General features: G+C 63.3%; 24 protein-coding genes. 20 read left to right on the forward strand and 4 right to left on the reverse strand.

Annotation, left to right across the window (positions count from 1 at the left end; genetic code table 11):
• The first annotated feature begins 3 nt into the window (after positions 1-3).
• From AC1Q6X_RS13115 to AC1Q6X_RS13135, 5 genes are all read left to right on the forward strand, one after another.
• The gene (locus AC1Q6X_RS13115) at positions 4-819 is read left to right on the forward strand and encodes a DUF3025 domain-containing protein (protein WP_492419620.1); all 816 of its coding nucleotides are present in this window, start codon (positions 4-6) and stop codon (positions 817-819) included.
• A 3-nt stretch (positions 820-822) separates the two neighbouring features.
• A complete protein-coding gene (locus AC1Q6X_RS13120) occupies positions 823-1,827 on the forward strand; it encodes a Gfo/Idh/MocA family protein (RefSeq protein ID WP_492497476.1) in 1,005 nt (334 codons plus the stop codon).
• Positions 1,824-3,038 carry an MFS transporter gene (locus AC1Q6X_RS13125; protein ID WP_070220695.1) on the forward strand — a complete coding sequence of 405 codons (1,215 nt, stop codon included), beginning with the start codon at positions 1,824-1,826 and terminating at the stop codon, positions 3,036-3,038. Before AC1Q6X_RS13120 ends, AC1Q6X_RS13125 begins: the two co-directional genes overlap by 4 nt.
• Complete coding sequence (locus tag AC1Q6X_RS13130) at positions 3,038-3,163, forward strand: hypothetical protein (protein WP_257620246.1); 126 nt, start codon at positions 3,038-3,040, stop codon at positions 3,161-3,163. The genes AC1Q6X_RS13125 and AC1Q6X_RS13130 overlap by 1 nt, the downstream gene beginning before the upstream one ends.
• Before the next feature lie 205 nt (positions 3,164-3,368).
• Positions 3,369-3,860, forward strand: a complete 492-nt coding sequence (locus tag AC1Q6X_RS13135; protein WP_492497478.1) for an REP-associated tyrosine transposase — start codon at positions 3,369-3,371, stop codon at positions 3,858-3,860.
• 109 nt (positions 3,861-3,969) lie between these two features.
• Here AC1Q6X_RS13135 and recG read toward each other — a convergent pair whose 3' ends face one another.
• Positions 3,970-6,072, reverse strand: a complete 2,103-nt coding sequence (gene recG, locus AC1Q6X_RS13140) for an ATP-dependent DNA helicase RecG (protein ID WP_492419622.1) — start codon at positions 6,070-6,072, stop codon at positions 3,970-3,972.
• A 177-nt stretch (positions 6,073-6,249) separates the two neighbouring features.
• Between recG and queA the strand changes: the two genes are divergently transcribed.
• The 9 genes from queA (at position 6,250) to AC1Q6X_RS13185 (ending at position 14,634) form a co-directional block, all read left to right on the forward strand.
• Positions 6,250-7,305 (forward strand): tRNA preQ1(34) S-adenosylmethionine ribosyltransferase-isomerase QueA, encoded by a 1,056-nt coding sequence (gene queA, locus AC1Q6X_RS13145; RefSeq protein WP_070220691.1) that lies wholly within the window; start codon positions 6,250-6,252, stop codon positions 7,303-7,305.
• Positions 7,306-7,307: 2 nt separating this feature from the next.
• A complete protein-coding gene (tgt, locus tag AC1Q6X_RS13150; RefSeq protein ID WP_492497480.1) occupies positions 7,308-8,447 on the forward strand; it encodes a tRNA guanosine(34) transglycosylase Tgt in 1,140 nt (379 codons plus the stop codon).
• Between the two features lie 196 nt (positions 8,448-8,643).
• On the forward strand, positions 8,644-8,976 hold the full coding sequence (gene yajC, locus AC1Q6X_RS13155) for a preprotein translocase subunit YajC (protein WP_492497482.1): 333 nt from the start codon (positions 8,644-8,646) through the stop codon (positions 8,974-8,976).
• A gap of 96 nt (positions 8,977-9,072) precedes the next feature.
• A complete protein-coding gene (secD, locus tag AC1Q6X_RS13160) occupies positions 9,073-10,938 on the forward strand; it encodes a protein translocase subunit SecD (protein ID WP_070220688.1) in 1,866 nt (621 codons plus the stop codon).
• A gap of 90 nt (positions 10,939-11,028) precedes the next feature.
• A complete protein-coding gene (secF, locus tag AC1Q6X_RS13165; RefSeq protein ID WP_070220687.1) occupies positions 11,029-12,051 on the forward strand; it encodes a protein translocase subunit SecF in 1,023 nt (340 codons plus the stop codon).
• 73 nt (positions 12,052-12,124) lie between these two features.
• Positions 12,125-12,874, forward strand: a complete 750-nt coding sequence (locus AC1Q6X_RS13170) for a hypothetical protein (protein WP_492497485.1) — start codon at positions 12,125-12,127, stop codon at positions 12,872-12,874.
• Entirely contained in the window at positions 12,871-13,581 is a 711-nt protein-coding gene (locus AC1Q6X_RS13175) for a helix-turn-helix transcriptional regulator (RefSeq protein WP_070220685.1), read from the forward strand. The genes AC1Q6X_RS13170 and AC1Q6X_RS13175 overlap by 4 nt, the downstream gene beginning before the upstream one ends.
• Before the next feature lie 74 nt (positions 13,582-13,655).
• Positions 13,656-14,282 (forward strand): glutathione S-transferase family protein, encoded by a 627-nt coding sequence (locus AC1Q6X_RS13180; RefSeq protein ID WP_121670643.1) that lies wholly within the window; start codon positions 13,656-13,658, stop codon positions 14,280-14,282.
• Positions 14,283-14,469: 187 nt separating this feature from the next.
• The gene (locus AC1Q6X_RS13185) at positions 14,470-14,634 is read left to right on the forward strand and encodes a hypothetical protein (protein ID WP_162995790.1); all 165 of its coding nucleotides are present in this window, start codon (positions 14,470-14,472) and stop codon (positions 14,632-14,634) included.
• Here the strand turns inward: AC1Q6X_RS13185 and AC1Q6X_RS13190 are convergent.
• The 3 genes from AC1Q6X_RS13190 to AC1Q6X_RS13200 form a co-directional block, all read right to left on the reverse strand.
• A complete protein-coding gene (locus AC1Q6X_RS13190; RefSeq protein ID WP_070220681.1) occupies positions 14,631-15,479 on the reverse strand; it encodes an HDOD domain-containing protein in 849 nt (282 codons plus the stop codon). The genes AC1Q6X_RS13185 and AC1Q6X_RS13190 overlap by 4 nt on opposite strands.
• Positions 15,480-15,764: 285 nt before the next feature.
• Entirely contained in the window at positions 15,765-16,049 is a 285-nt protein-coding gene (locus AC1Q6X_RS13195) for a hypothetical protein (protein WP_070290811.1), read from the reverse strand.
• Positions 16,050-16,094: 45 nt separating this feature from the next.
• Positions 16,095-16,529 carry a MarR family winged helix-turn-helix transcriptional regulator gene (locus AC1Q6X_RS13200; protein ID WP_070311522.1) on the reverse strand — a complete coding sequence of 145 codons (435 nt, stop codon included), beginning with the start codon at positions 16,527-16,529 and terminating at the stop codon, positions 16,095-16,097.
• A gap of 130 nt (positions 16,530-16,659) precedes the next feature.
• Between AC1Q6X_RS13200 and AC1Q6X_RS13205 the strand changes: the two genes are divergently transcribed.
• The 6 genes from AC1Q6X_RS13205 to astB all read left to right on the forward strand — a co-directional run bounded on the left by AC1Q6X_RS13205 (position 16,660) and on the right by astB (position 24,014).
• Positions 16,660-17,604: a GlxA family transcriptional regulator gene (locus AC1Q6X_RS13205; protein WP_070311521.1), complete on the forward strand. Its 945-nt coding sequence runs from the start codon at positions 16,660-16,662 to the stop codon at positions 17,602-17,604.
• Between the two features lie 140 nt (positions 17,605-17,744).
• Positions 17,745-18,986 carry an acetylornithine/succinylornithine family transaminase gene (astC, locus tag AC1Q6X_RS13210; RefSeq protein WP_070220673.1) on the forward strand — a complete coding sequence of 414 codons (1,242 nt, stop codon included), beginning with the start codon at positions 17,745-17,747 and terminating at the stop codon, positions 18,984-18,986.
• A 95-nt stretch (positions 18,987-19,081) separates the two neighbouring features.
• Positions 19,082-20,113: an arginine N-succinyltransferase gene (locus AC1Q6X_RS13215; protein WP_070220671.1), complete on the forward strand. Its 1,032-nt coding sequence runs from the start codon at positions 19,082-19,084 to the stop codon at positions 20,111-20,113.
• Positions 20,114-20,126: 13 nt separating this feature from the next.
• Entirely contained in the window at positions 20,127-21,179 is a 1,053-nt protein-coding gene (gene astA, locus AC1Q6X_RS13220) for an arginine N-succinyltransferase (protein ID WP_492497490.1), read from the forward strand.
• Positions 21,172-22,653, forward strand: coding sequence for a succinylglutamate-semialdehyde dehydrogenase (gene astD, locus AC1Q6X_RS13225; RefSeq protein WP_230501680.1), 1,482 nt, complete (start codon positions 21,172-21,174; stop codon positions 22,651-22,653). The genes astA and astD overlap by 8 nt, the downstream gene beginning before the upstream one ends.
• A gap of 20 nt (positions 22,654-22,673) precedes the next feature.
• A complete protein-coding gene (astB, locus tag AC1Q6X_RS13230; protein WP_230501682.1) occupies positions 22,674-24,014 on the forward strand; it encodes an N-succinylarginine dihydrolase in 1,341 nt (446 codons plus the stop codon).
• Positions 24,015-24,107: the final 93 nt, after the last annotated feature.

A 24,107-nucleotide genomic window follows, 5' to 3' on the forward strand; every position in this document is an offset into this window, starting at 1 on the left:
TTCATGCTGCCATCGATAGACTGGACCCGCCCCTGGTTTGCCACGGTGCTGCCGGCGCGACGGCAGCTGGACCTGCAGCGCGACACGGTGATCGCGGCGCTGAACGGACGGGCGCGGGCGCTGGACTTGCGCAATCCCACCGGCTTGCCGCTGGCCTTCGTGCCGCAAGCGGACCTGCCCGAAGGCGTGGCCTACGAGGAGTTCATCGGCGCCACGGGCGGCGTGCCCACGCGTGACAATCTGCACGACTTTTTCAATGCGCTCGTGTGGCTCACTTTCCCGCGCATCAAGCGGCAGTTGAATGCGCTGCAGGCGGCGCAGATCGCCCTGTCCGGCGTGGGAAAATCGCGCGGTCCCGCGCGCGACGGCGCGACGATTTTCGATGAAAATTCCGCCTTGCTGGTGCTGCGCGACAGCGATGCGGGGCGCGCGCTCGAAACGGCACTGCGCGGACATGACTGGCGCAGCGCATTTATCGCGCAGCGCGCGAAGTTTGGCGCGGGCGGCGACGCCGAAGTCTGGCTGTTCGGCCACGCGCTGATGGAAAAACTGGTGGCGCCGCGCAAGGCCATTACGGCGCACACGCGCGTGATCTTTGCCGGCGACGCCTATTTCACGCTGGACGATGTCGCACGCCGCGCCTGGCTCGACGAGCGGGTGGCGCAAGACCTGGCGCAGCAAGGCCTCACGACGGCCGACTTCACGCCGCTGCCGGTGCTTGGTTTGCCCGGCTGGTGCGAAGGCCAGGACGACGATTTTTACAATGACGCGGCGGTGTTCCGCCCGAAGCGCAAGGCAGCAGGCGCAGAAAGAGAGTAGAGCATGGAGCATACCGTCCGCTGGGGCATCCTCGGCACCGGCAAGATCGCCCTCGCGATGGCCAATGGCTTGCGCGACGCGCCTGGTGCGCAGCTGGTGGCGGTCGCCTCGCGCAGCAGCGCCGGCGCGCAAGCATTCGGCGCCGAATTCGGCATCGAGCGCTGCCACGGCTCCTACCAGGCGCTGGCGGACGATCCTGGCGTGGACGTGATCTACATCGCTACGCCGCACACCCTGCATGCGGAAAATGCCCTGATGTGCCTGGCCGCCGGCAAGCACGTCGTGTGCGAAAAGCCGTTCACGATGAACGCGCGCGAAGCGCAGGCCGTGGTCGATATGGCGCGCGAGAAAAAACTTTTCTTGATGGAAGCGATGTGGAGCCGCTTTCTGCCCGCCGTGCAGGAAGCCAAACGCATCATCGCCAGCGGCGAAATCGGCGTGCTGCGGCAGGTGCAGGCCGATATCGGCTTCGTTGCCCATTTCCCGCCCGAGCACCGCATGTTCAATCCCGAACTCGGCGGCGGCGCGCTGCTCGACGTGGGCATCTATCCGCTGTCGATGGCGGCCTTCTTCCTCGGCCCGGTATCGCAGGTGCAGGCGCTGGCCGAGATGGGCGCCACCGGCGTCGATGAACAGGTGGTGTTTTCGCTGCTGCACGCGGGCGGCGGCACCTCGTCCTGTGCCTGCAGCCTGCGCGCGCAGACGCCGACGGAAATGACGATTTCCGGCAGCCTGGGCCGCATCCGCCTGCCCAGCCGTTTTTACAAGCCCGACCACCTGATCTTCGAAGCGATGGATGGCGCACGCCGCGTCGTCGCCGCACCGCACCTGGGCAACGGCTACGCGCACGAGGCCATCGAAGCGATGCGCTGCATCCGCGCCGGCCTGCTGGAAAGCCCCGTCATGCCGCACGCCGACAGCGTGGCGCTGATGCACAACCTCGACACCATGCGCGGCCAGATCGGCCTCGTCTACCAAGCCGACCAGGCGAGAACAGGAACCCCATGACATCGCACGCATCGCGTCCCAGCCTGAAAACCGTCCTCATCGCCAGCGGCGTCGTGCTGACCCTGGCGATGGGCGTGCGCCACGGCCTGGGCTTCTGGATGCAGCCGATCTCGCAAGCGAACGGCTGGACGCGCGAAACGTATTCGCTGGCGCTGGCCATGCAAAACCTGATGTGGGGCGTCTTCGGCCCGTTCGCCGGCATGGCGGCCGACCGTTTCGGCACCATGCGCGTCGTCATCGTCGGCGCCATCAGCTACATGGCCGGCCTCGTGTGGATGGCGCTCGTGACGCAGCCCACGCTGTTCATCGTCGGCTCGGGCATCTTCATCGGCCTGGCGCTGGCCTGCACGGCCTTTGGCGCCATCAGCGGCATCATCGGCCGCAGCGCGCCGCCCGAGCAGCGCTCGTGGGCCTTCGGCATTTCGTCGGCGGCCGGCTCGTTCGGCCAGTTCCTGATGATGCCGGTGGAGCAGCAGCTGATCTCCGCCGTAGGCTGGCAAAACGCCTTTTATGTGCTCGCCGCGCTGGTGCTGCTGGCCATGATCCCGATGGCCTTCTACCTGCGCGAGCCGCCCGTCTCGCACGCCAGCGGCCCGCAGCAAAGCATCGGTGCCGCCTTCAGCGAAGCCATCGCCAGCCGTTCGTTCTGGCTGCTGCTGGCCGGCTATTTTGTTTGCGGTTTCCAGCTGGTCTTCATCGGCGTGCACTTGCCGGCCTACCTGAAGGACCAGGGCCTGATGAACCCGAACATCGCCGTCACGGCGCTGGCCCTGATCGGCCTGTTCAATATCGTCGGCTCCTACTACGCGGGCAAACTCGGTGGCAAGATCGCCAAGCGCTACCTGCTGTCTGCCATCTACGTGACGCGCGCCGTGGTCATCACCGTGTTCCTGCTGGCGCCATTGTCGGCATGGTCCGTGTACCTGTTCGCCGCCGGCATGGGCGTGCTGTGGCTGTCGACCGTGCCGCTGACGAACGGCATCATCGCCGGCATCTTCGGCGTGAAGCATCTATCGATGCTGGCCGGGATGGTGTTCTTCTCGCACCAGGTGGGCAGTTTCCTCGGCGCGTGGCTGGGCGGCTACCTGTACGAGCACCAGGGCAGTTACCACGTCGTGTGGATGATCACCATCGGCCTGGGCTTGCTGGCCGCGTTGATCAACCTGCCCATCGACGAGCGCGCCGTCAAGCGCGTGGCGGTGGCCGCGTAATGGCCAGCTGGCGCACATGGCTGTGGCGCCTGGCTGGCGCCGCGCTGCTGGCCATCGTCTTCCTGGCCTATCTGCGCCCCGACTTCATGCTCGACCTGGCAAACCGCTTCTGGATGTGCATGTAGGCTGCGCGGGCGCAAGGCCGATTGCGAAAAGCGGGATTACGCTGGAAGTCGGATTACGCTACGCTAATCCGACCTACCCGACTTATTGCGGTGCTTTTTCGCGTAGGTCGGATTAGGCCGAAGGCCGTAATCCGACAACACCCGAAAATAAACAATACCAACGGCGCTTAGGCCGAAGGCCGTAATCCGGCAACACCTTGAAACCATGCGATACCGACGCGCATCCCAGCCTGGCGGCAGTTTTTTCTTCACGGTGGTGACGGCATGCCGCCGGCCCGTCTTTACTTCGGAAATTGCCGTGGCTTTGCTCAGGGACGCTTTCCGCGCCGTGCGCCAGAAGCGGCCATTCGCTATCGACGCCATCGTCATCTTGCCCGATCACCTGCACTGTATCTGGACCTTGCCTGAAAACGATGCCGATTTCATGACGCGCTGGCGATTGATCAAGACGAGGTTCAGCAAGCGCTGCGATCTTGAAAATGTCTGGCAGCAGCGGTATTGGGAGCATGTCTTGCGCGATGAGCGCGACTTCGCCAAGCATGTCGATTACATCCATTACAACCCCGTCAAGCATGGTCTTGTGAGCAAAGCCATCGATTGGCCGTATTCCAGTTTTCACCGGTATGTAAAGCAGGGATGGTGTGCTGCGGATTGGGGCGGCGATGGTGTGGATGTGGCGGGTGTTGGGCGGGAGTAGGCGGGGTCAACAATGTTGTCGGATTACGCTACGCTAATCCGACCTACCGTTTGCGTCATGAGTAGGTCGGATTAGCGCAAAGCGCGTAATCCGACATGCAATGTAAGACCTACACCTTCAAAAATTCCTCTTTCCCACCCAGCCAGCGCGCCAGGTGCGCTTCCACGGTGGCTGCGGCGGCCGCCGTGGTGGCGTGCAGCAGGTCGTGCGCCACGTCGCGGGCCTGGTCGACCAGCCATTGGTCCGTTTCCAGGTCGGCGAAGCGCAGCATGGCCTGGCCGGACTGGCGCGCGCCGAGGAATTCTCCGGGTCCGCGGATTTCCAGGTCGCGGCGGGCAATTTCAAAACCGTCCGTCGTCTCGCGCATGGTCATCAAGCGCTGGCGCGCCACGCCGCCCAGCGGTCCCTGGTACAGCAGCAGGCAGACGCTGGCTGCCGAGCCGCGGCCCACGCGGCCGCGCAGCTGGTGCAGCTGCGACAGGCCGAAACGCTCGGCGTGCTCGATCACCATCAGCGAAGCGTTCGGCACGTCGACGCCCACCTCGATGACGGTGGTGGCCACCAGCACGTGGATATGGCCGGCGATGAAAGCGTCCATCACTTCCTGCTTTTCCGCCGGTTTCAGGCGGCCGTGCACGAGGCCCACCTGCAGCGCGGGCAGGGCTTCGGCCAGCATCATGTAGGTATCGGTGGCCGTCTGCAGCTGCAGCGCTTCCGATTCCTCGATCAGCGGGCAGACCCAGTACACCTGCCGGCCTTCCAGCGCGGCCGCGTAGACGCGGGCGATGACTTCGTCGCGCCGGTTCTGGTCGATGGCGCGCGTGACGATCGGGCTGCGGCCGGGCGGCAGCTCGTCGATCACCGACACTTCCAGGTCGGCGTAATACGTCATGGCCAGGGTGCGCGGGATGGGCGTGGCCGACATCATCAGCTGGTGCGGCACGGCCGCGCTGTCGCCCTTGTTGCGCAGGGTCAGGCGCTGGCCCACGCCGAAGCGGTGCTGCTCGTCGACGATCACCAGGCCCAGTTTCGCAAACAGCACGTTATCCTGGATCAGCGCATGCGTGCCGATCACCAGCTGCGCTTCGCCTGATTCGATCAGGGCCAGCGCCGCCGTTTTTTCCTTTTTCTTCAGGCTGCCCGTCAGCCACGCCACCTTCACGCCCAGCGGCTCCATCCAGGCGGCGATCTTGCGGAAGTGCTGCTCGGCCAGAATCTCCGTGGGCGCCATCAGCGCGGCCTGGTAGCCGCTGTCGATCGCCTGCGTGGCGGACAGGGCCGCCACGACCGTCTTGCCGCTGCCGACGTCGCCCTGCAACAAGCGCTGCATCGGATACGGCTGGCGCAGGTCGGCGCGGATTTCCTCGAGCACGCGCGCCTGCGCGCCCGTCAGCTTGAAGGGCAGGGCGGCGCCGAAGGCTTCCGACAAGGTGCCGACGATGGGCAAGGACGCCGCGCCTTTCGAGCGGCGCGCGCGCTGGGCGCGTTTGAGCGACAGTTGCTGCGCCAGCAGTTCATCGAACTTCATGCGCACCCAGGCCGGGTGCGAGCGGTCCATCAGCGCGCTTTCATCGATGTCCTGCGGCGGATAGTGCAGCAGGTGCACGGCGGCGCGGAATGGCGACAGCTGCATCTGGCGCAACAAATCGTCCGGTAAGGTGTCCTGCCAGTCGATGCGGCGCATGGCGTCCGCGATTTCGCGGCGCAGCACGTGCTGCGACAGGCCTTCGCCGGACGGATACACGGGCGTGAGCGCCGTGGGCAGCGGTGCGCCTTCGTTGACCACCTTGTACGTCGGGTGCACCATCTCGGCGCCGAAAAAGCCGTGCTTGAGTTCGGCGCGCGCGCGCACCCGCGTGCCTTCGGTCAACTGTTTGACCTGGCTGCCGTAGAAATTCATGAAGCGCAGCAGCAAATTGCCCGTTTCGTCGGCGATTGTCACCAGCAATTGCTTGCGCGGCTTGAAATTGACTTCGCACTTGGTGACGATGCCTTCCACTTGCCACGACTCGCCGCCGCGCAGGCAGGCGTCGCGTATCGTGTAGACCTTGGTTTCGTCCTCGTAGCGCATCGGCAGGTGCAGCACCAGGTCCATATCCGTGCGCAAGCCCAGTTTGGCCAGCCGGCTTTCCGTGCTGACCACTTTTTTGGCGGCTTTCGGCTTCGCGGCCGGCTTGGCTGAGGGCGGAAGATCGGGCTTGGGTTCGGACATATCGGAGATTTTTGTGCCGCTAGCGTAAAATAGAGGGTTGTCCGGCACACCCTGTGCGTACCGCAGTCGTAGTTGTTGCGGCGGATTATTGTAATGCCTGTATAGGCGCACAGTATAGTGCCAGATGTTCCATTGCGCACTCCTAATCATTTTTGACGTACTTTTGAAGCAAAACGCATGTATTCGCTTTCCGATTTCGATTTTAATTTGCCGCAAGAAAACATTGCGCAAACTCCGTTGGCCGAGCGCAGCGCCTCGCGCCTGTTGCATCTGGACGGCGAGACCGTGGTCGACCGCCAGTTCGCCGACATCGTAGGACAGCTAGCCGCGGGCGACCTGCTGGTGATGAACGATACGCGCGTGCTCAAGGCGCGCTTTTTTGGCGTCAAGGAAAGCGGCGGCAAGATCGAGGCGCTGGTCGAGCGCGTGCTCGACGACCGCACCGTACTGGCCCAGGTGCGCGCGTCGAAGTCGCCGCCGCCCGGTTGCCGCATCCGCCTGGCCGACGCCTTCGACGTGACGGTCGGCCAGCGCGCCGGCGAATTCTTTACCTTGCACTTCGAGGCCGACGTGTTCGAGCTGATCGAGGCGCATGGCCGCTTGCCGCTGCCGCCCTACATCGAGCACGATGCGGACGAATTCGACGAAACGCGCTACCAGACGGTCTTCAACAAGGTGCCGGGCGCTGTCGCCGCGCCGACGGCGGGCCTGCATTTCGACCAGGCCCTGCTCGACCAACTGAAGGCCAAGGGCGTCAACTTTGCCTATGTCACCCTGCACGTGGGCGCCGGCACCTTTCAGCCCGTGCGCACGGAAGTGCTGGCCGAACACAAGATGCATACCGAGTGGTACACCATGCCGCAGGAAACCGTCGACGCCGTGCGCGCCGCGCAGCAGGCCGGGCGCGACGTGGTGGCCGTCGGCACGACCAGCCTGCGCGCGCTGGAATCGGCCTCGCAAAGCGGCCAGCTGGTGGCGGGCAGCGCCGATACGGCCCTGTTCATCACGCCCGGCTATGCGTTTAAAACGGTGACGCGCCTGATCACCAACTTCCATTTGCCGAAGTCGACCCTGCTGATGCTGGTGTCGGCCTTTGCCGGCTATGAGCCGATCCGCAACGCCTACGCGCATGCGATCGCGCAGAACTACCGTTTCTTCAGCTATGGCGATGCGATGCTGCTCACCACGCAATCGCGCGCCGCACTGAACCTTGATACTCCCGTGAAAGACTGACCATGCTGGAATTTACATTACTCAAGACCGACACGAGCGGCCTGACCAAGGCACGCCGCGGCACCTTGAAACTCAACCATGGTGTCGTGCAGACGCCGATCTTCATGCCAGTGGGCACTTACGGCTCGGTGAAAGCCATGTCGCCGCTGGAACTCAACGAGATCGACGCGCAGATTATCCTGGGCAACACTTTTCACCTGTGGTTGCGTCCAGGCAACACCGTCATGGAAAAATTCGGCGGCTTGCACGGTTTCATGGGCTGGAACAAGCCGATCCTGACGGATTCGGGCGGCTTCCAGGTGTTTTCGCTGGGCGCCATGCGCAAGATCACGGAAGAGGGCGTGCATTTCAATTCGCCCATCAACGGCGATAAGCTGTTCCTCTCGCCGGAAGTGTCGATGCAGGTGCAGCGCGTCTTGAATTCCGATATCGTCATGCAGTTCGACGAATGCACGCCGTACGAAATTCAGGGCCGCCCGGCCACCATCGAGGAAGCGGCCAAGTCGATGCGCATGTCCTTGCGCTGGGCGCAGCGCTCGAAGGACGAGTTCCACCGCGGCGAAAACCCGAATGCGCTGTTCGGCATCGTGCAGGGCGGCATGTTCGAGATGCTGCGCGACGAGTCGCTGGCCAAGCTCGAAGAGATCGACTTCCCCGGCATCGCCATCGGCGGCCTGTCCGTCGGCGAACCGAAGGAAGACATGATGCGCATGCTGGCCCACGTGGGCCCGCGCCTGCCGGCCCACAAGCCCCATTACCTGATGGGCGTGGGCACGCCGGAAGACCTGGTGGCGGGCGTGTCGAACGGCATCGACATGTTCGACTGCGTCATGCCGACGCGTAACGCCCGCAATGGCTGGCTGTTCACCCGTTTTGGCGACATCAAGATCAAGAATGCCAAGTACAAGGAAGACCAGGCGCCGCTGGACGAAACCTGCAGCTGCTACGCCTGCCGCAACTTCTCGCGCGCCTACCTGCACCATTTGCACCGCTCCAAGGAAATCCTCGGCGCGCGCCTCAATACCATCCACAACCTGCATTACTACCTGGACCTGATGCGCCAGATGCGCGAAGCGCTGGACGAAGACCGTTTCCACGCGTTTACGCTGCAATTCCACGCGGAACGCGCAAGCGGAACTTAAGAAAACCTTAGCTTGCGCTCTGGCGGCAGCATGGCCGGAAGTTTTGTGTATTGGTGCTTGGACGGGGGCGAGAAAGCATTGCATAATGCCTTTTTAGCCCCATTTGAAGCTGCCATGCCTGCAATTGGGGGCTTGGCGGATTGCCAATGCTAGAATACAGCGCTATTTTTTCAAACTGATTAGAACTGGAGTCACCGTGTTTTTCATTTCCAACGCTTATGCGCAAGCCCCAACCGAAGCCCTGGGCCTCGGCGGCAACCTGACCAGCTTCCTGCCGCTGGTATTGATGTTCGTGGTCATGTATTTCCTGATGATCCGTCCACAGCAAAAACGCGCCAAAGAACAACGGGCGATGATGGACGCGCTGGCCAAGGGTGACGAAGTCGTCACCGCCGGCGGCATGCTGGGCCTTGTTGTCAAGGTAGTGGACGCTTACGTCACCATCGAAGTGGCGACCGGCACCGAAATCACGGTGCAAAAGAGCTCCATTACCACCTTGCTGCCTAAAGGCACCCTGAAGGCGCTGTAATTCCTCGCTGTCATTGCCAAAGCAATGATTGAACGGGGCGGCTACCCGCCGCCCCTCGCGACGCCTCCGACGCTCAACACTGAACGCTGAATCAATATGAATCGCTATCCTGCCTGGAAATACATCATCATCGTCGTCGCCTTATTGCTGGGCGCACTCTATACGGCACCCAATTATTTCGGTGAGTCACCGGCGCTGCAAGTAACCAGCGGCAAGTCGACCGTCAAGGTGACGGGCGAGCTGATGACGCAAGTCGAGCAAATATTGACGAAAGAGAACGTCAAGTCGGAAGGTGTCACCATGGATGGCGCCGGCAACCTCGCCTCCGTGCGCGTGCGTTTCGCCGATCCCGATACCCAGTTCAAGGCGAAACTGGTGCTGGAAAAGGACCTCAATCCCGATGCCAGCGATCCCGCGTACATCGTGACGGTCAACCTGCAAGCCAATACCCCGATGTGGATGCAAAAATTGCATGCCTTGCCCATGTTCCTGGGCCTGGACTTGCGCGGCGGCGTGCACTTCCTGATGCAGGTCGATGCAAAAGCAGTACTGAACAAGAAAGTCCAGGGCGTCCAGTCCGCCGCGCGTAGCGTGTTGCGCGACAAAAATATCCGCCATGCGGGCATCGAGCGCGTGGGCGACAGCGTGCAGATCAACTTCCGCGACGCGGAAACGCGCCTGAAGGCCAAGAATGTGCTGTCCGACCAGATGTCGGAACTGGCTTTCGCCGATGCGGGCGAAGGCAGCGATTTGAAATTGAACATCACCCTGAAGCCGGCCGCCCTGAAGGCGACCATCGACGAAGGCGTGAAACAGAATATCTCCACCCTGTCCAAGCGCGTCAACGAGCTGGGCGTGGCCGAGCCGCTGATCCAGCAGCAAGGTCCCGACCGCATCGTGGTGCAATTGCCTGGCGTGCAGGACGTGGCCCGCGCGAAAGCCATCATCGGCCGCACGGCGACGCTGGAAGTGCGCCTGGTCGATGAAACCATCGTGCCTGGCACCGAACTGTCGAGCGCCATCCCGTTCAACTCGGAACTGTTCACCGTCGGCAAGGGCGTACCTGTCGTGCTGGCGAAAGACGTGATCCTGACGGGCGACTATATCTCCAGCGCCACGGCCAGCTTCGACCAGAACCAGCAAGCGGCCGTGTCGATCGACCTGAACGGCGACGGCGGACGCAAGATGCGCGAAGCGACGCGCGAACGCGTGGGCAAGCGCATGGCCATCGTGCTGTTTGAAAAGGGCAAGCCGGAAGTGCTGTCGGTGGCGACCATCCAGCAGGAACTCGGTTCGCGCTTCCAGATCACGGGCATGGGCGGCGCGGAAAACGCGAATGAACTGGCGCTGCTGCTGCGCTCGGGCGCCCTGTCCGCACCGATGACCGTCATCGAGGAACGCACGATTGGACCGCAGCTGGGCGCGGAAAACATCGCCAAGGGCTTCCACTCGACCTTGTACGGCTTCATCGCCATCGCCATCTTCATGATCGCCTACTACATGCTGTTCGGCGCCTTCAGCGTGCTGGCCCTGGCCACCAACCTGCTATTGCTGGTCGGCTTGCTGTCGATGATCCAGGTGACCTTGACCTTGCCAGGTATCGCCGCTATCGCGCTGGCGCTGGGCATGGCGATTGACGCCAACGTGCTGATCAATGAACGTATCCGTGAAGAGCTGCGTGCCGGCAATACGCCGCAAGCGGCGATCGCCGCCGGCTTCGACCGCGCCTGGGCCACGATTCTGGACTCGAACGTGACGACCCTGATCGTCGGCCTGGCGCTGCTGGCTTTCGGCAGCGGTCCCGTGCGCGGCTTCGCTGTCGTGCATTGCCTGGGCATCCTGACCTCGATGTTCTCCTCCGTGTTCGTGTCGCGCGGCGTGGTCAACCTCTGGTATGGCCGCAAGAAAAAGCTGACGACCTTGTCGATCGGCACGGTGTGGGTGCCGGGCACCAGCAAATAAGCGACGGCCCAGCCTTACCCAATAGCGACAACAGCGATCGCGTCCGGTGGCCCAGCCGCCGGACGCACAGAATAGAACTCAGAGGATTTCATGGAATTTTTCCGGATCAAAAAAGATATTCCCTTCATGCGCCATGCGTTGATTTTCAACGTGATTTCGGCCGTGACCTTCCTTGCCGCCGTCTTCTTCCTGGTGCACAAGGGCTTGCACCTGTCCGTCGAATTCAAGGGCGGCACGCTGATGGAGGTGAAATACCCGAAGGCGGCCAATCTTGAAGGCATACGCGGCACCCTGATCGCCATGGGCTATGAAGAGCCGGGCGTGACCAGCTTCGATACGGCGCGCGACGTGATGATCCGCCTGCCGGTGGAAAATGGCGTCAGCGCCGCGAACACCTCGCAGCGCGTGTTCGAATCGCTGTGCAAGGCCGAGCAGGGCACGACCAAGGCCATCGACACCGTCACCGCCAAGGGCGAACATGTGCTCAAGAGCGCGTGCATGGACACCGCCGGCAATGAAGCGGTGGTACTGCAGAAGGTTGAATTCGTCGGCCCGCAAGTGGGCGAGGAACTGGCGCAGAACGGCTTGAACGCGCTGGTGGTGGTGATTATCGGCGTGATGATCTACCTGGCCATCCGCTTCGAATGGAAATACGCTGTCTCGGCCATTATCGCCAACTTGCATGACGTGGTGATCATCCTGGGCTTCTTCGCCTTCTTCGAATGGGAATTCTCGCTGACGGTACTGGCGGCGATCCTGGCGGTGCTCGGCTATTCCGTCAACGAATCGGTGGTGATCTTTGACCGTATCCGCGAAAACTTCCGCAAGCAGCGCAAGGCTTCCGTGCATGAAGTGATCGACAACGCGATCACCAGCACCATTTCACGTACCATCATCACCCACGGCTCGACCCAGATGATGGTGCTGTCGATGCTGGTCTTCGGCGGCCAGACCCTGCACCACTTTGCACTGGCGCTGACCATCGGTATCTGCTTCGGTATTTATTCGTCCGTGTTCGTCGCTGCCTCGATCGCCATGTGGCTGGGCGTCAAGCGCGAAGACTTGATCAAGCCGATCAAGGAAAAAGACGAAACCGACGGCGCCGTGGTGTAAGCACAGGTTTTTTGCAGGTCGAATGAGGAACGATCACCGTTTGCGGTGGTCGTTTTTTTTATGGTGGATGACAATGAAGCGTTTGATAGTGATGGGCATCATGGCAGGCATCGGCACCTTGGCCAGTGCCGCGCAATTGAGCCGCGCGGATAGCGGCGCCATCGCCCTGCGCGGCCCGATTGCCGAGGGCGACGTGGACAAGCTGCGGCTGCTGGCCGTGCCGGGGACGACGCTGTTGCGCGTCAATAGCGACGCAGGCGAGCCGCGGTCGGCCATGTTGCTGGGACGCCTGGTGCGCCAGCTACGGCTCGATATTGCCATCGACACGGTGTGCGCGGGCAGCTGCGCCCTGTATGTTTTCCCGGCAGCTTACCGCAAGCACATTCCCGCAGACGCCGTGCTGGCGCTGCAGGAATCGGCATTCCAGCGTGCGCAGGCGAGCCCGGCACAGATGCGCCGCACCCTGGCCGAGGCGGGCGTGGCGGCTGAGGACATCGGCAGTGAAACGGCGGCACTGGCGGCCCGATTGGCCGACACGGCGGCGCAGGAAGCGGCGTTTGCCGCGGAACTGGGCATTGCTCCCGCCTTTTACCGCGATTTTCCGCAAGTGGCGGCGCAGGCCGAGAGCGTGCGCCGGCGCTTTCCCGACCAGGAGGCCGCCGTCCACTGGTGGCCGGCCGCCGCCCGCCTGCAGCGCTGCTACGGCATCGCCGGCGTGGACGAGGGGCCGCGCGCGGTTCGCCTGGCGCCCGACGGTTATCTGTACGTGCCGGCCCTGTCGGCCCTCGTCATGGGCGACCAGGCCTTGCAGGACTGTCCATGAGCCGCAGCGGCCGCTTGTTCCTGCTGATGGACGCCATGCGCGCCAGGCGCGTGCCCGTCACGGCGGCCCAGCTGGCGCAGCAGCTCGGTGTTTCCGAGCGCACGATCTACCGCGATATCCAGACCCTGGCCGAACTGGGCGCGCCCCTGCAGGGCGAGGCGGGCATCGGCTATGTGCTGCGCCGCGGCGCCTTCTTGCCGCCGCTGATGTTCGGTGCCGATGAGCTGGAAGCGCTGGTGCTGGGCGCGCGCTGGGTGCGCCGGCAGGGCGATGCGGGCCTGGCGCAGGCGGCCAGCAATGCCCTGGCCAAGATCGCGGCCGCCTCGCCGCGCGATTTGCGCGACAGCATGGCCGAGACCAGCCTGTGGGTGCCGCTGGGCCGTCCCGCCGATGGCACGCAGCCGGCCGACCCGGCCGACCGGTATGTGCAGCCCGTGCGCGAGGCGATCCGCTACGAACAGAAACTCACGCTCGCCTATCAGGATGAGTATGGCAGCGCCACCTCGCGCACGGTGTGGCCGTTTGCCCTGGCCTTTTTCGAAGGTAAGCGTCTGCTGGCCGCCTGGTGCGAGCTGCGCGGCGATTACCGGCATTTCCGCATCGACCGCATCGCCAGCGTGCAGCAGCATGAGGAGCGCTATCCCACGCGCCGCCACGCCTTGCTCGATACCTGGCGCAAGGCCCACGATATCGATCCCGAATCCTGATATTCGCTCCTGACAAAAACTGTCAGTGCCCGGCCCTACGATGGTGGCTTCTTCACTCACCGGAGCCATTTATCATGCGCCTGTACCACCACCCCATGTCTTCGAATGCCCGCCGTGCCCTGATGACGGCGATCCACCTCGGCCTGTCTCTGGAGCTGGCCGAAGTCGACCTGATGAATGCGGACGACCGCCGCCGCCTGGCCGAACTGAACCCGAACGGCAAGGTGCCCGTGCTGGCCGATGGCGCTTTCCTGCTGTGGGAATCGTGCGCCATCATGCAATACCTGGCCGAGCAGGTGCCGGGCCAGACGCTTTATCCGCAGGCGCCGCAAGCGCGCGCTGACGTCAACCGCTGGCTGTTCTGGGCCGCGCAGCACTTCGCGCCCGCCATCAGCGTGCTGGCCTGGGAGCGCGCCTGGAAAGGCATGACGGGCAATGGTCCGGCGGACCCGCTGGAAGAGGCGCGCGGCGAGCGCGATCTGCATGAATGCGCCGTCGTGCTGGACGCGCATCTGGCGGCGCGCAATTGGCTCAGCGGAGACGATGTGACCCTGGCCGATTTCGCCGTGGCCGCGCCCCTGATGTACAGCGAGGCCGTGCGGCTGCCGCTGGCGCAGTACCGGCATATCGAGGCGTGGTTCGCCCGCGTGCGGCAGCTGCGTGCCTGGCAGGAAACGGAGGTGGAACTGGTGCCGGGATAATGTGCGCGCTAAGTGTGTCAACGCACGGAGCCCGCGCGGCGTACCGCATAAGATAGGGCTGTCTCTTTCAGGACATCCCTAGCTTTGGACTTTACCCGCTTTCGAGCGGGTTTTTTTTTGAATAGCGGCTTGATAAATTGATAATCGCTGCACAGATGGGGCGCATCCCACTTCCAGCAGGTACGCCATGTTCATGCCACGCCATCCGAAACCCCTGTTGAGTACGAAGGCGGTTGCCACGCAGGTCGTCCAGCAGAAGCAGGGGACGCAGCCCATGGACAAGCATGTGCTGATCGTCGAGACGGTCAAGCCGGCGGCACCGCCGCCAGCGGGCAAGAAGCCTGCAGGCTAGTGCACGAGCACCTTCAGCAGCGACTGCACTTCATCGTCCGATTCTTCCATGATGCTCGACAAGGTCGCATCGTCGCCGATCAGGCAATCGATGCTGCGCGCGGCGCGCGCTGCCCGTACTGCAATGGCGGCCGGGCTTTCGTTGAGGGGCGACGAGACGGGCGCCAGATCATTTGCCAGCAGCAGGGTGTCGCCCAATGATTCGGGCGGGATGGCGCGCAAGCCCTCCCACAGCGCATCGATGGCGCCCCGCACCGCTTCCGGCACCTTCAGTTTGGCCAGGACGCCGTGGCCGATGGCCTGTTCGCCATGTTCGACCCAGTCCTCGGGTTCGCCATCGAGGATGCCGGGGAATTCGGCCGCGCGCGACAGCAGATAAAACCCGCCCACTTCATGCATGATGCCGGCAAACAGGGCCGTATCGGGATCGACCCTGGTGACGCGGCGGGCCAGCACCTGCGACAGGGCCGCCACATGGGCCGTATGTTCCCATAGCTGGTTGGCCTTCGCCTGCAGCGCGGGATCGGTGATGGTGCTGCCCAGCTGGCGCACGATCAGCGATGCCACCACCGATTGCAAGGTACGCACGCCGAGCCGCTGCACGGCGTTGCGCACGCTGGTGATTTCATTGCCGGAACGGTTGAACGCCGCCGAATTGGCAATGGCCACCGTGCGCGCGGCCAGCAGCGGGTCTGCCTGCACCAGCTTGGCGGCGGCCTCGATATGGCAGTCGGGATCGGACAGCGCCTCTTGCAGCTTGAGCGAAGCGTCCACATTGGCAGGAAAGGTCAGCTCGCCACGAGCGGCTTGTGCGGCGATGCTTTTAAAGGCGTCGAGTCTGTTCATTGAAAAAATTATACTCGCAATATTTCCGTACGGAACTTTTTAACCATGATCTTTTCGCAAACAGCTTAGCAAAAGGCAAGCAAAGCCCCGTAAACGCAAAATGGGCACGCGTACAGTCGACGCGTGCCCATTTTGAACGACGAAATTCCGAACGCTTAACAAAACCATTGCGAGCGGATGGGATTTGTGGCTAAGAAGCGCAACCGTACTTTAGTACGGGGGCGCCGAGCCGGTGAGCATCGCAGGCCGCAAAGCGCACCGCGCAGCAGGTTTTGTTACGCGTTGTTAGAGAGATTCGCTGAAGATCGCGTCGCAGCCTTCCACCAGCTCGTCGCTGTCTTCCAGTTCATCGGTCAAGCCCAGGTCGAACAGTTCTTCGACGGCATTCATGAAGCTGTTGTGCTTGGTGGCGCCGATCAGGCGGTAGATTTCGCCGTCTTCGTTGCGCACGCCGATGATCAGTTTTTCCTGGCGCACCAGTTCCGGCGTGCTGGCGTTGAGCAGCAGGTTGCCGATGATGTGTTTATCGAAATGTGCGGGCTTTTTGCCTTCGAGCAGTGTGGTTTTCAACTTGGTTTCCTTTGTCTTGTTTGAATGTCTGTGCTTGGTGAATGGTCAGCCGTGGCCGTTGGCGATGGCGTGCTTCAAGCCCGCCAGGGTAGTTTCCAACCGCATGAAATCGTCTTCGGTATAGCCGTCGAATAGCTGTTGGCCCTGCTTGGTCAGCTTGGGGAACACGTCATGGAACACCTGTTCGCCCTCGCAGCTCAGGCGCACATAATAGGAACGCTTGTCGCGTGGACAACGTTCGCGTATCACCAGCCCCTTTTGTTCCAGCCGGTCCACCACGCCCGTCAAAGTCCCCTTGGTAATCAGGGTTTTCTGGCCCAGTTCCTTGTAGGACATGCCGCAGGTGTTGCCGAGCGTGGCAATGATGTCGAATTGCGCATGCGTCAAGCCGTACTGGCGCACGAAGTCGCTAGAAAACCGCTCGAAGCCTTGCATGCATTCGGCCAGCAGCCGGATACTTTTTAAATATCGTTCACCCATGGCAGTGATTATATCCTTCCGCTCCGCTTTTTTCCGCCGCGCCAGGATGCGCCCTTGCATGAGGGGCTCGATGGGGCGGAAGTCCGGTATCATGTGGGCAACTCAGCCCTTGCCCCGATCCCGCCCGCCGATGTCCTTCGCTAATCTTTCCCGTATCGGCCTCGACAAACCGTTGCGTTTGCTGCTGGTGCATGCCGGCGATGCCGAGTCGATCACGTGGGCCGGCCTGGTGCAGCCGCTGCGCCTGTGCGCGCGGGCGCTGGGGCCGCAGGCGTTCCAGCTGGACGTGCGCACGCCGGAACAGGTGGCGGCGCAGGGCGGCCACTGGCATATCGCGCTGCTGGTGGCCGATGAAACGCAGGCGCCGCTGCGCAACGAGCTGTGCCGGGCCGTGATCGAGCGCTGCCGCTCGGCGCCGTTCTGGGGCGGCGTGGGGGCGGCCGTGCTGTGGCTGGCCGACGCGGGCGTCATGGATGGCGTGCGCATCGCCTTGCCGTGGGCCTTGTATGCCGATGCGGAAGCGAAGGCGGAACGGGCCATCCTGACGCCGCATTTGTTCGACATCGACGGCCCGCACCTCACCTGCTGCGGCGGCGCGGCCAGCATCGACTTTTCGCTGACCCTGATCGAAACCATCTTTGGCGCCGACGTGCAGGCGCTCGTCAAGGAAGCCTTGTGCGTGGACAAGGTGCGCGGCAAGGAAGAACGCCAGCGCGTTGCCCTGCAGGCGCGCTTCGGCGTGTTGCAGCCGAAACTGTCCGAAGCGGTGACCTTGATGGAAGCCAATATCGAGGAGCCGCTGTCGACGGACGACATCGCCAGCCTGGTGGGCCTGTCGCGGCGCCAGCTGGAGCGGCTGTTCAAGCAATACCTGGGCAGCCTGCCGTCGCGCTACTACCTGGAGCTGCGCCTGCAGCGCTCACGGCAACTGTTGCTTGATACACATTATTCCATCGTGCAAGTAGGCCTGATGTGCGGCTTTTCCTCCGGTTCGCACTTTTCCACGGCGTTCGGCACCCTGTTTGGCAATACACCGCGCGAAGAGCGGCAAAGAAAGCTCATGCCCCCGGTTTGATTAAGGCAAGCCCGGCTGTGATGAATTGTGAAAATCCTTGTCGCAGATTCAAAAGAGTTTTAGCATCCCGCTTTTTATAATGCAGTACACACGTAGCTGTCGTAGCTGCGGAGTACCTAACATATTGATGGGGAAATGCTATGAATGCCAAGCTTGATTCGACCGTAACGGCTCGTCCAGTCACCCGGGAAACCTTTGACCAGGTCCTCGTTCCTACCTACGCTCCTGCAGCCATGGTGCCCGTGCGCGGTTCCGGACTGGATCTGTGGGACCAGTCAGGCAAGCATTACCTCGACTTCACCTCCGGCATTGCCGTCAACAGCCTGGGCCACTGCCATCCGGCCCTGGTCGACGTGCTGACCAAGCAAATCAATAATTTGTGGCATTTGGGCAACGGCTATACGAACGAGCCTGTGCTGCGCCTGGCGCTGGCCCTGACGGAAGCGACCTTCGCCGACCGCGCCTTCTTCTGCAACTCGGGCGCGGAAGCCAACGAAGCGGCCCTGAAGCTGGCGCGCAAGTACGCGCACACCAAGTTCGGCGCGCACAAGTCGCGCATCATCTCGTGCTTCAGCTCTTTCCACGGCCGCACCCTGTTTACGGTGTCCGTCGGCGGCCAGGCCAAGTACACGGAAGGCTTCGAGCCGCTGCCGCCGTCGATCGACCACATCGCCTACAACGACATCGAAGCGGCGCGCGCCGCCATCGGCGATGACGTGTGCGCCGTGATCGTCGAGCCGGTACAAGGCGAAGGCGGCGTGGTGCCGGGCAATCCGGAATTCCTCAAGGAGCTGCGCGCCCTGTGCGACAAGACCGGCGCCCTCTTGATTTTCGACGAAGTCCAGAGCGGCATGGGCCGCACTGGCGCGTTGTTCGCCTACATGGGCTACGGCGTCACGCCGGATATTCTGACGGCCGCCAAGGCGCTGGGCAACGGCTACCCGATCGGTGCCATGCTGACCACGAATGAACTGGCGCAAACGCTGGCCGTCGGCACCCACGGCACCACCTACGGCGGCAATCCGCTGGCCGCCACCGTGGCCCTGACCGTGCTCGACACGATCAACACGCCAGCGTTCCTGGCGCGCGTGAAAGAAGCGAGCGTCAACACCATCGCTATGCTGCAAGGCTTGATTACGGATTACCCGCAAGTGTTCTCCATCGTGCGCGGCAGCGGCTTGCTGCTGGGCCTGGTCGTCAGCGATGCCTTCAAGGGCCGCGCGAAAGACATCCAGAAAGCGGCCGAAGCGCAAGGCTTGATGGTGCTGATCGCCGGCATGGACGTGGTGCGCCTGGCACCGGCCCTGATCGTCTCGGACGAGCAGATCGCCGAAGCGGGCCGCTTGCTGCGCGCCGCCATCGACGGCATGCTGAAAGCCTGAGGCTAGCCTCGCTCCCTGTTTGATCACCGGCCCGCCGCTTTGCTGCGGGCCGGCTTGGTTCTGCCCCCAGCATCGTCAGCATTGAAGGAGTACCCATGTATGTTGTCCGTCCGGTAGAAATTGCGGATATTGCAGCCCTCGAAGCGCTGGCCGCGGTAACCATGCCGGGTGTCCATACCCTGCCGAAGACGCGCGAGAAAATCGCCGCCTCCGTCGAGCGCTCCATTGCCTCGTTTGCCGCCCATGTCGACATCCCCAGCGAAGAGTCGTACCTCTTCGTGCTTGAATCCCTGCTCGACAAGAGCATTGCCGGCACGGCCGCCATCTTCGCCTCGGCCGGCTCGAACGGCACCTATTTTTCCTTTCGCAACGACGTCATCCAGCAAGTCTCGCGCGACCTGAACATCAGCCACAGCGTGCATGCGCTGACCCTGTGCTCGGAGCTGACGGCGTACTCGCAGCTGTCCGGCTTCTTTGTGCGCAATATGGAGCAGGCGGGCCTGGAAGCGGCCCTGCTGTCGCGCGCGCGGCTGCTGTTCGCCGTGCTGGCGCCGCACCGCTTCGGTGACCGCTTCTTCGTGCCGCTGGCCGGCATCACCGACGCCAACGGCCAGTCGCCGTTCTGGGATGCGCTGGGCCGCAAGTTCTTCCAGATGGATTTCCTCGATGCCGAAAAAGTCATCGGCGGTGCGCGCAACCGCACCCTGATCGTCGAACTGATGCCGCACTACCCCGTGTACGTGCCGCTGCTGCCCGGCGACGCGCAGGCGGCCATGGGCCAGATCCACCCGAGCGGCGAACTGGCGTTCAATCTGCTGACGGAAGAAGGCTTTGAAGCCGACGATTACATCGACATCTTCGATGGCGGCCCGATCCTGCAGGCGCACAAGCATGCGCTGCGCTCGTTTACGGGCTCGCTCACGCGCCGCGTCGTCGCAGGCGTCACGCCCAGCCGCACGGGCCTGAAAGTCAATTACGCGGTCGCCTCCGGCGCCGAGCGCAATTTCCGCGCCGTGACCTTTGCCTGCGATGCGCTCGAAGCGCAGGACAGCATTGGCTTGCCGGCCGACCTGCTCGAGGCGCTGGCCGTGGCCGAAGGCGACAGCGTCATTTGCGTGCGTATCTAAGGGAGTTAATTTTATGCTAGTAGTACGCGCCATCAACGCCAATGACCTCGATGCCCTGTATGGCCTGGCCAGCCAGGTCGGCACGGGCATGACCACCCTCAAGCCGGACATGAAAATGCTGGGCGACCGCCTGGCGATTGCCTGCGCCTCGTTCGCCGAAACCATCGCGCCCGAAAAGCGCGACTACATGTTCGTCATGGAGGATACGGATACGGGCCGCCTGGCCGGCGTATGCGCCATCAAGGGCGCCGTGGGCCTGGACGAACCGTTCTATAACTACCGCATCGGCACCCTGGTCCATTCCAGCCGCGAACTCGATGTGTTTACGCGCATGGAAACCTTGTACCTGTCGAACGACCTGACGGGCAGCACGGAACTGTGCTCGCTGTTCCTGCACCCCGATTATCGCAGCGGCAACAACGGCAAGCTGCTGTCGAAAAGCCGGTTTCTGTTCATCGCCCAGTTCCCGCACCTGTTTACGGAAAAGCTGATCGCCGAAATGCGCGGCTACCAGGCGCCGGACGGCAGCTCGCCGTTCTACGAAGGCCTGGGCCGCCACTTCTTCAAGATGGATTTCCACCACGTCGACGATCTGACGAGCCTCGGTAAAAAATCCTTCATCGCCGAACTGATGCCGCGCCAGCCCATGTACGTGGCCTACCTGCCCGACGAGGCGCAGGAAGTCATTGGCAAGGTGCATCTGAGCACGGCGCCCGCGCGCCGTTTGCTGGAACAGGAAGGCCTGCACTTCGAGGGCTATGTCGACATCTTCGACGCCGGTCCCGTGCTGCAGGCGCGCGTGTCCGAACTGCGCGCCATGCGCGACAGCATGCCGGCCGTGCTCGACGCCGGGGCTGCGCCGGAAGCGTGCGGCGACGCCGCCCAGGACGAGCCTTACCTGGTGTCGAACACCGACCTGAAAGATTTCCGCATGATCGTCACCAGCGCCAACCCGCACAGCGGCAAGATCGCGCTCGATGACGCTGAACTGCATCTGCTGCGCTGCCGCAACGGCGACACCGTGCGCACCTTGTCACTCAACCCGAGGAAGCATCCCCATGTCTAATGTGAATACCACGCAATCGAACTTCATCAACGGCGCCTGGCTGCCGGGCACGGGCCGCGAACTCGTCACCATCGATCCGTCGAACGGCAAGCAGACCTGGGCCAGCCTGGAAGCGACGCCAACACAGGTCGAAGAGGCTTGCCAGGCCGCCCGCGCCGCCTTCGAAGCATGGGCCGATACGCCCGTCGAGGAACGCATCGCCATCTGCGTGCGCTTCCGCGAACTGCTGAAAGTTCATGCCGAAGCGCTGGCGCTCTTGATCTCGGAAGAAGTGGGCAAGCCGCTGTGGGAGTCGCGCACGGAAGTGGCCACGATGGCCAACAAGATCGATATCTCGGTGCAGTCGTACCACGCGCGCACGGGCATCACGCAAAGCAGGATCGCCGATGGCGACGCCGTGCTGCGCCACCGTCCGCATGGCGTGTTCGGCGTCTTCGGCCCATACAATTTCCCCGGCCACCTGCCGAACGGCCATATCGTGCCGGCCCTGATCGCCGGTAACACCATCGTCTTCAAGCCCAGCGAATATGCGCCGCGCACGGCCATCAAAACCGTGCAGCTGTGGCAGCAGGCCGGCTTGCCGAATGGCGTCGTCAACCTCGTCAACGGCGGGCGCGACACGGGCGTGGCGCTGGGCGCCAATGCCTTGCTCGACGGCGTACTGTTTACGGGTTCCTGCCAGACGGGCATCAGCCTGCACCGCCAGTTCGGCGGCCAGCCGGGCAAGATGCTGGCGCTGGAAATGGGCGGCAACAACGCCCTGGTCGTATGGGATGTGAAGGACGTGGACGCCGCCGTGCACCACGCGATCTTCTCCGCCTTTGTCTCGGCCGGCCAGCGCTGCACCTGCGCGCGCCGCCTGGTGGTGCAGGATAATGCCGCCGGTGTTGCCTTCGTCGCGCGCCTGGTGGAAGTGGCCGCGAAACTGGGCATCGGCGCATCCGACGCCCAGCCGCAGCCGTTCATGGGTCCAGTGGTGTCCAGTGCCGTGGCCGCGCGCCTGGTGCAGGCGCAGGCCGACATGGTGGCCAAGGGCGGCACGGCCCTGCTGCAGATGCGCCAGTTGAATCCCGAGGCGGGCTTTGTCACGGCCGGCATCGTCGACGTCACCGCTGCCGTCGGCATCCCCGACGAGGAATGGTTCGGCCCTCTGCTGCAGGTGATCCGCGTGGCCGATTTCGATGCGGCCCTGAAGGTTGCCAACGCCACCGAATTTGGCCTGGCCGCGGCGCTCTTGTCCGACGATGCGGCCCTGTGGCAAACGTTCCAGACGCGCGCGCGCGCCGGCATCATCAACTGGAACCGTCCGACCACGGGCGCGGCCAGCACGGCGCCGTTCGGCGGCATCGGCAAGTCGGGCAACCACCGTCCGAGCGCCTATTACGCGGCCGATTACTGCGCCTATCCGGTCGCGTCGATCGAGAACAGCGTATTGGAACTGCCGGCCAAGCTGTCGCCCGGCCTGAATTTCTAAATTTTAAGGACATGCCTCCCATGCACAGCACGCGCGAATACAATTTTGACGGCCTGGTCGGGCCATCGCATAACTATGCCGGACTCTCGTTCGGCAACGTGGCCTCGTTCAGCAATGTGAAAAGCGCCTCGAATCCGAAGCAGGCCGCCTTGCAGGGCCTGGCCAAGATGCGTGCGCTGGCCGCGCGCGGCTTTGCGCAAGCCTTGCTGCCGCCGCAGGACCGGCCGAATTTCCGCCTGCTGCGCTCCATCGGTTTCACGGGCACGGACGCCGAGGTGCTGGCGCGCGCCTACCAGGAGTCGCCCGTCATCCTGGCCTGCGCGTACTCCGCCTCGCCCATGTGGACGGCGAACGCCGCCACGGTCAGCCCGTCGGCCGATACGCACGATGGGAGCGTGCATTTTACGGCCGCCAATCTGAATAACAAGCTGCACCGCGCCTTCGAGCACGCGCAGTCGGCGCGCAGCCTGCGCGCCATTTTCAGCGACGAGCAGCACTTCGCCGTGCACGACGCGCTGCCGTCGACGCCCGCCTTCGGCGACGAGGGCGCGGCCAACCACACGCGTTTGGGCGCCAGCCACGGCGCGCCGTCCGTTGAATTGTTCGTGTATGGTCGCGTGGAGTTCGATCCTTCCGCGCCGTCGCCGAAGCGCTATCCGGCACGCCAGACCCTGGAAGCGTCGCAAGCCGTGGCGCGATTGCACGGCCTCGACGCGAAGCGCACCGTGTACGTGCAGCAGAATCCGGAAGTGATCGACCAGGGCGTGTTCCATAACGATGTCATCGCCGTCGGCAATGGCAACGTGCTGTTCTATCACGAACAGGCGTTTGCCGATGAAGAGGAAAGCCTGTCGCAGCTGCGCCGCGCCGTTGCCGCCACGGGGGCGGAACTGCAAGCCTTGCGGGTGGACACGGGCCAGGTGCCGATCGCGGACGCCGTCAGCAGCTATCTGTTCAACAGCCAGCTGCTGACGAAAGAGGGCGGCAAGATGGCGCTGGTGATCCCGCAGGAATGCCAGGAAAACCGCGCCGTGTCGCGCTACCTGGAAGGCCTGGTGGCGGGCGGTGGACCGATTGATGAACTGATTCATTTCGACCTGCGCCAGAGCATGCGCAACGGCGGCGGGCCCGCCTGCCTGCGTTTGCGCGTGGCCCTGACGCAAACCGAGGCGCGCGCCATGCACCAGGGCGTGATCATGACGGAAACGCTGTACCATCGGCTGGTGCAGTGGGTGGAAAAGCACTACCGCGACCATCTGGAGCCGGGCGACCTGGCCGACCCGCAGCTGGCGCTGGAAGTGCATGCGGCGCTTGAAGAATTGACGATCATCCTCAACTTACCTGGATTGTACGACTTGTAGGCGATAGAAAAACACACAGAAAAAATCCGAGACAAACTATCCGTAGCACAGAATTGGACGGGCGACCCCCGTCTCTTGACACCGCTGCCGCCC

This window comes from Janthinobacterium sp. GW823-FHT06H09 (assembly GCF_058794735.1).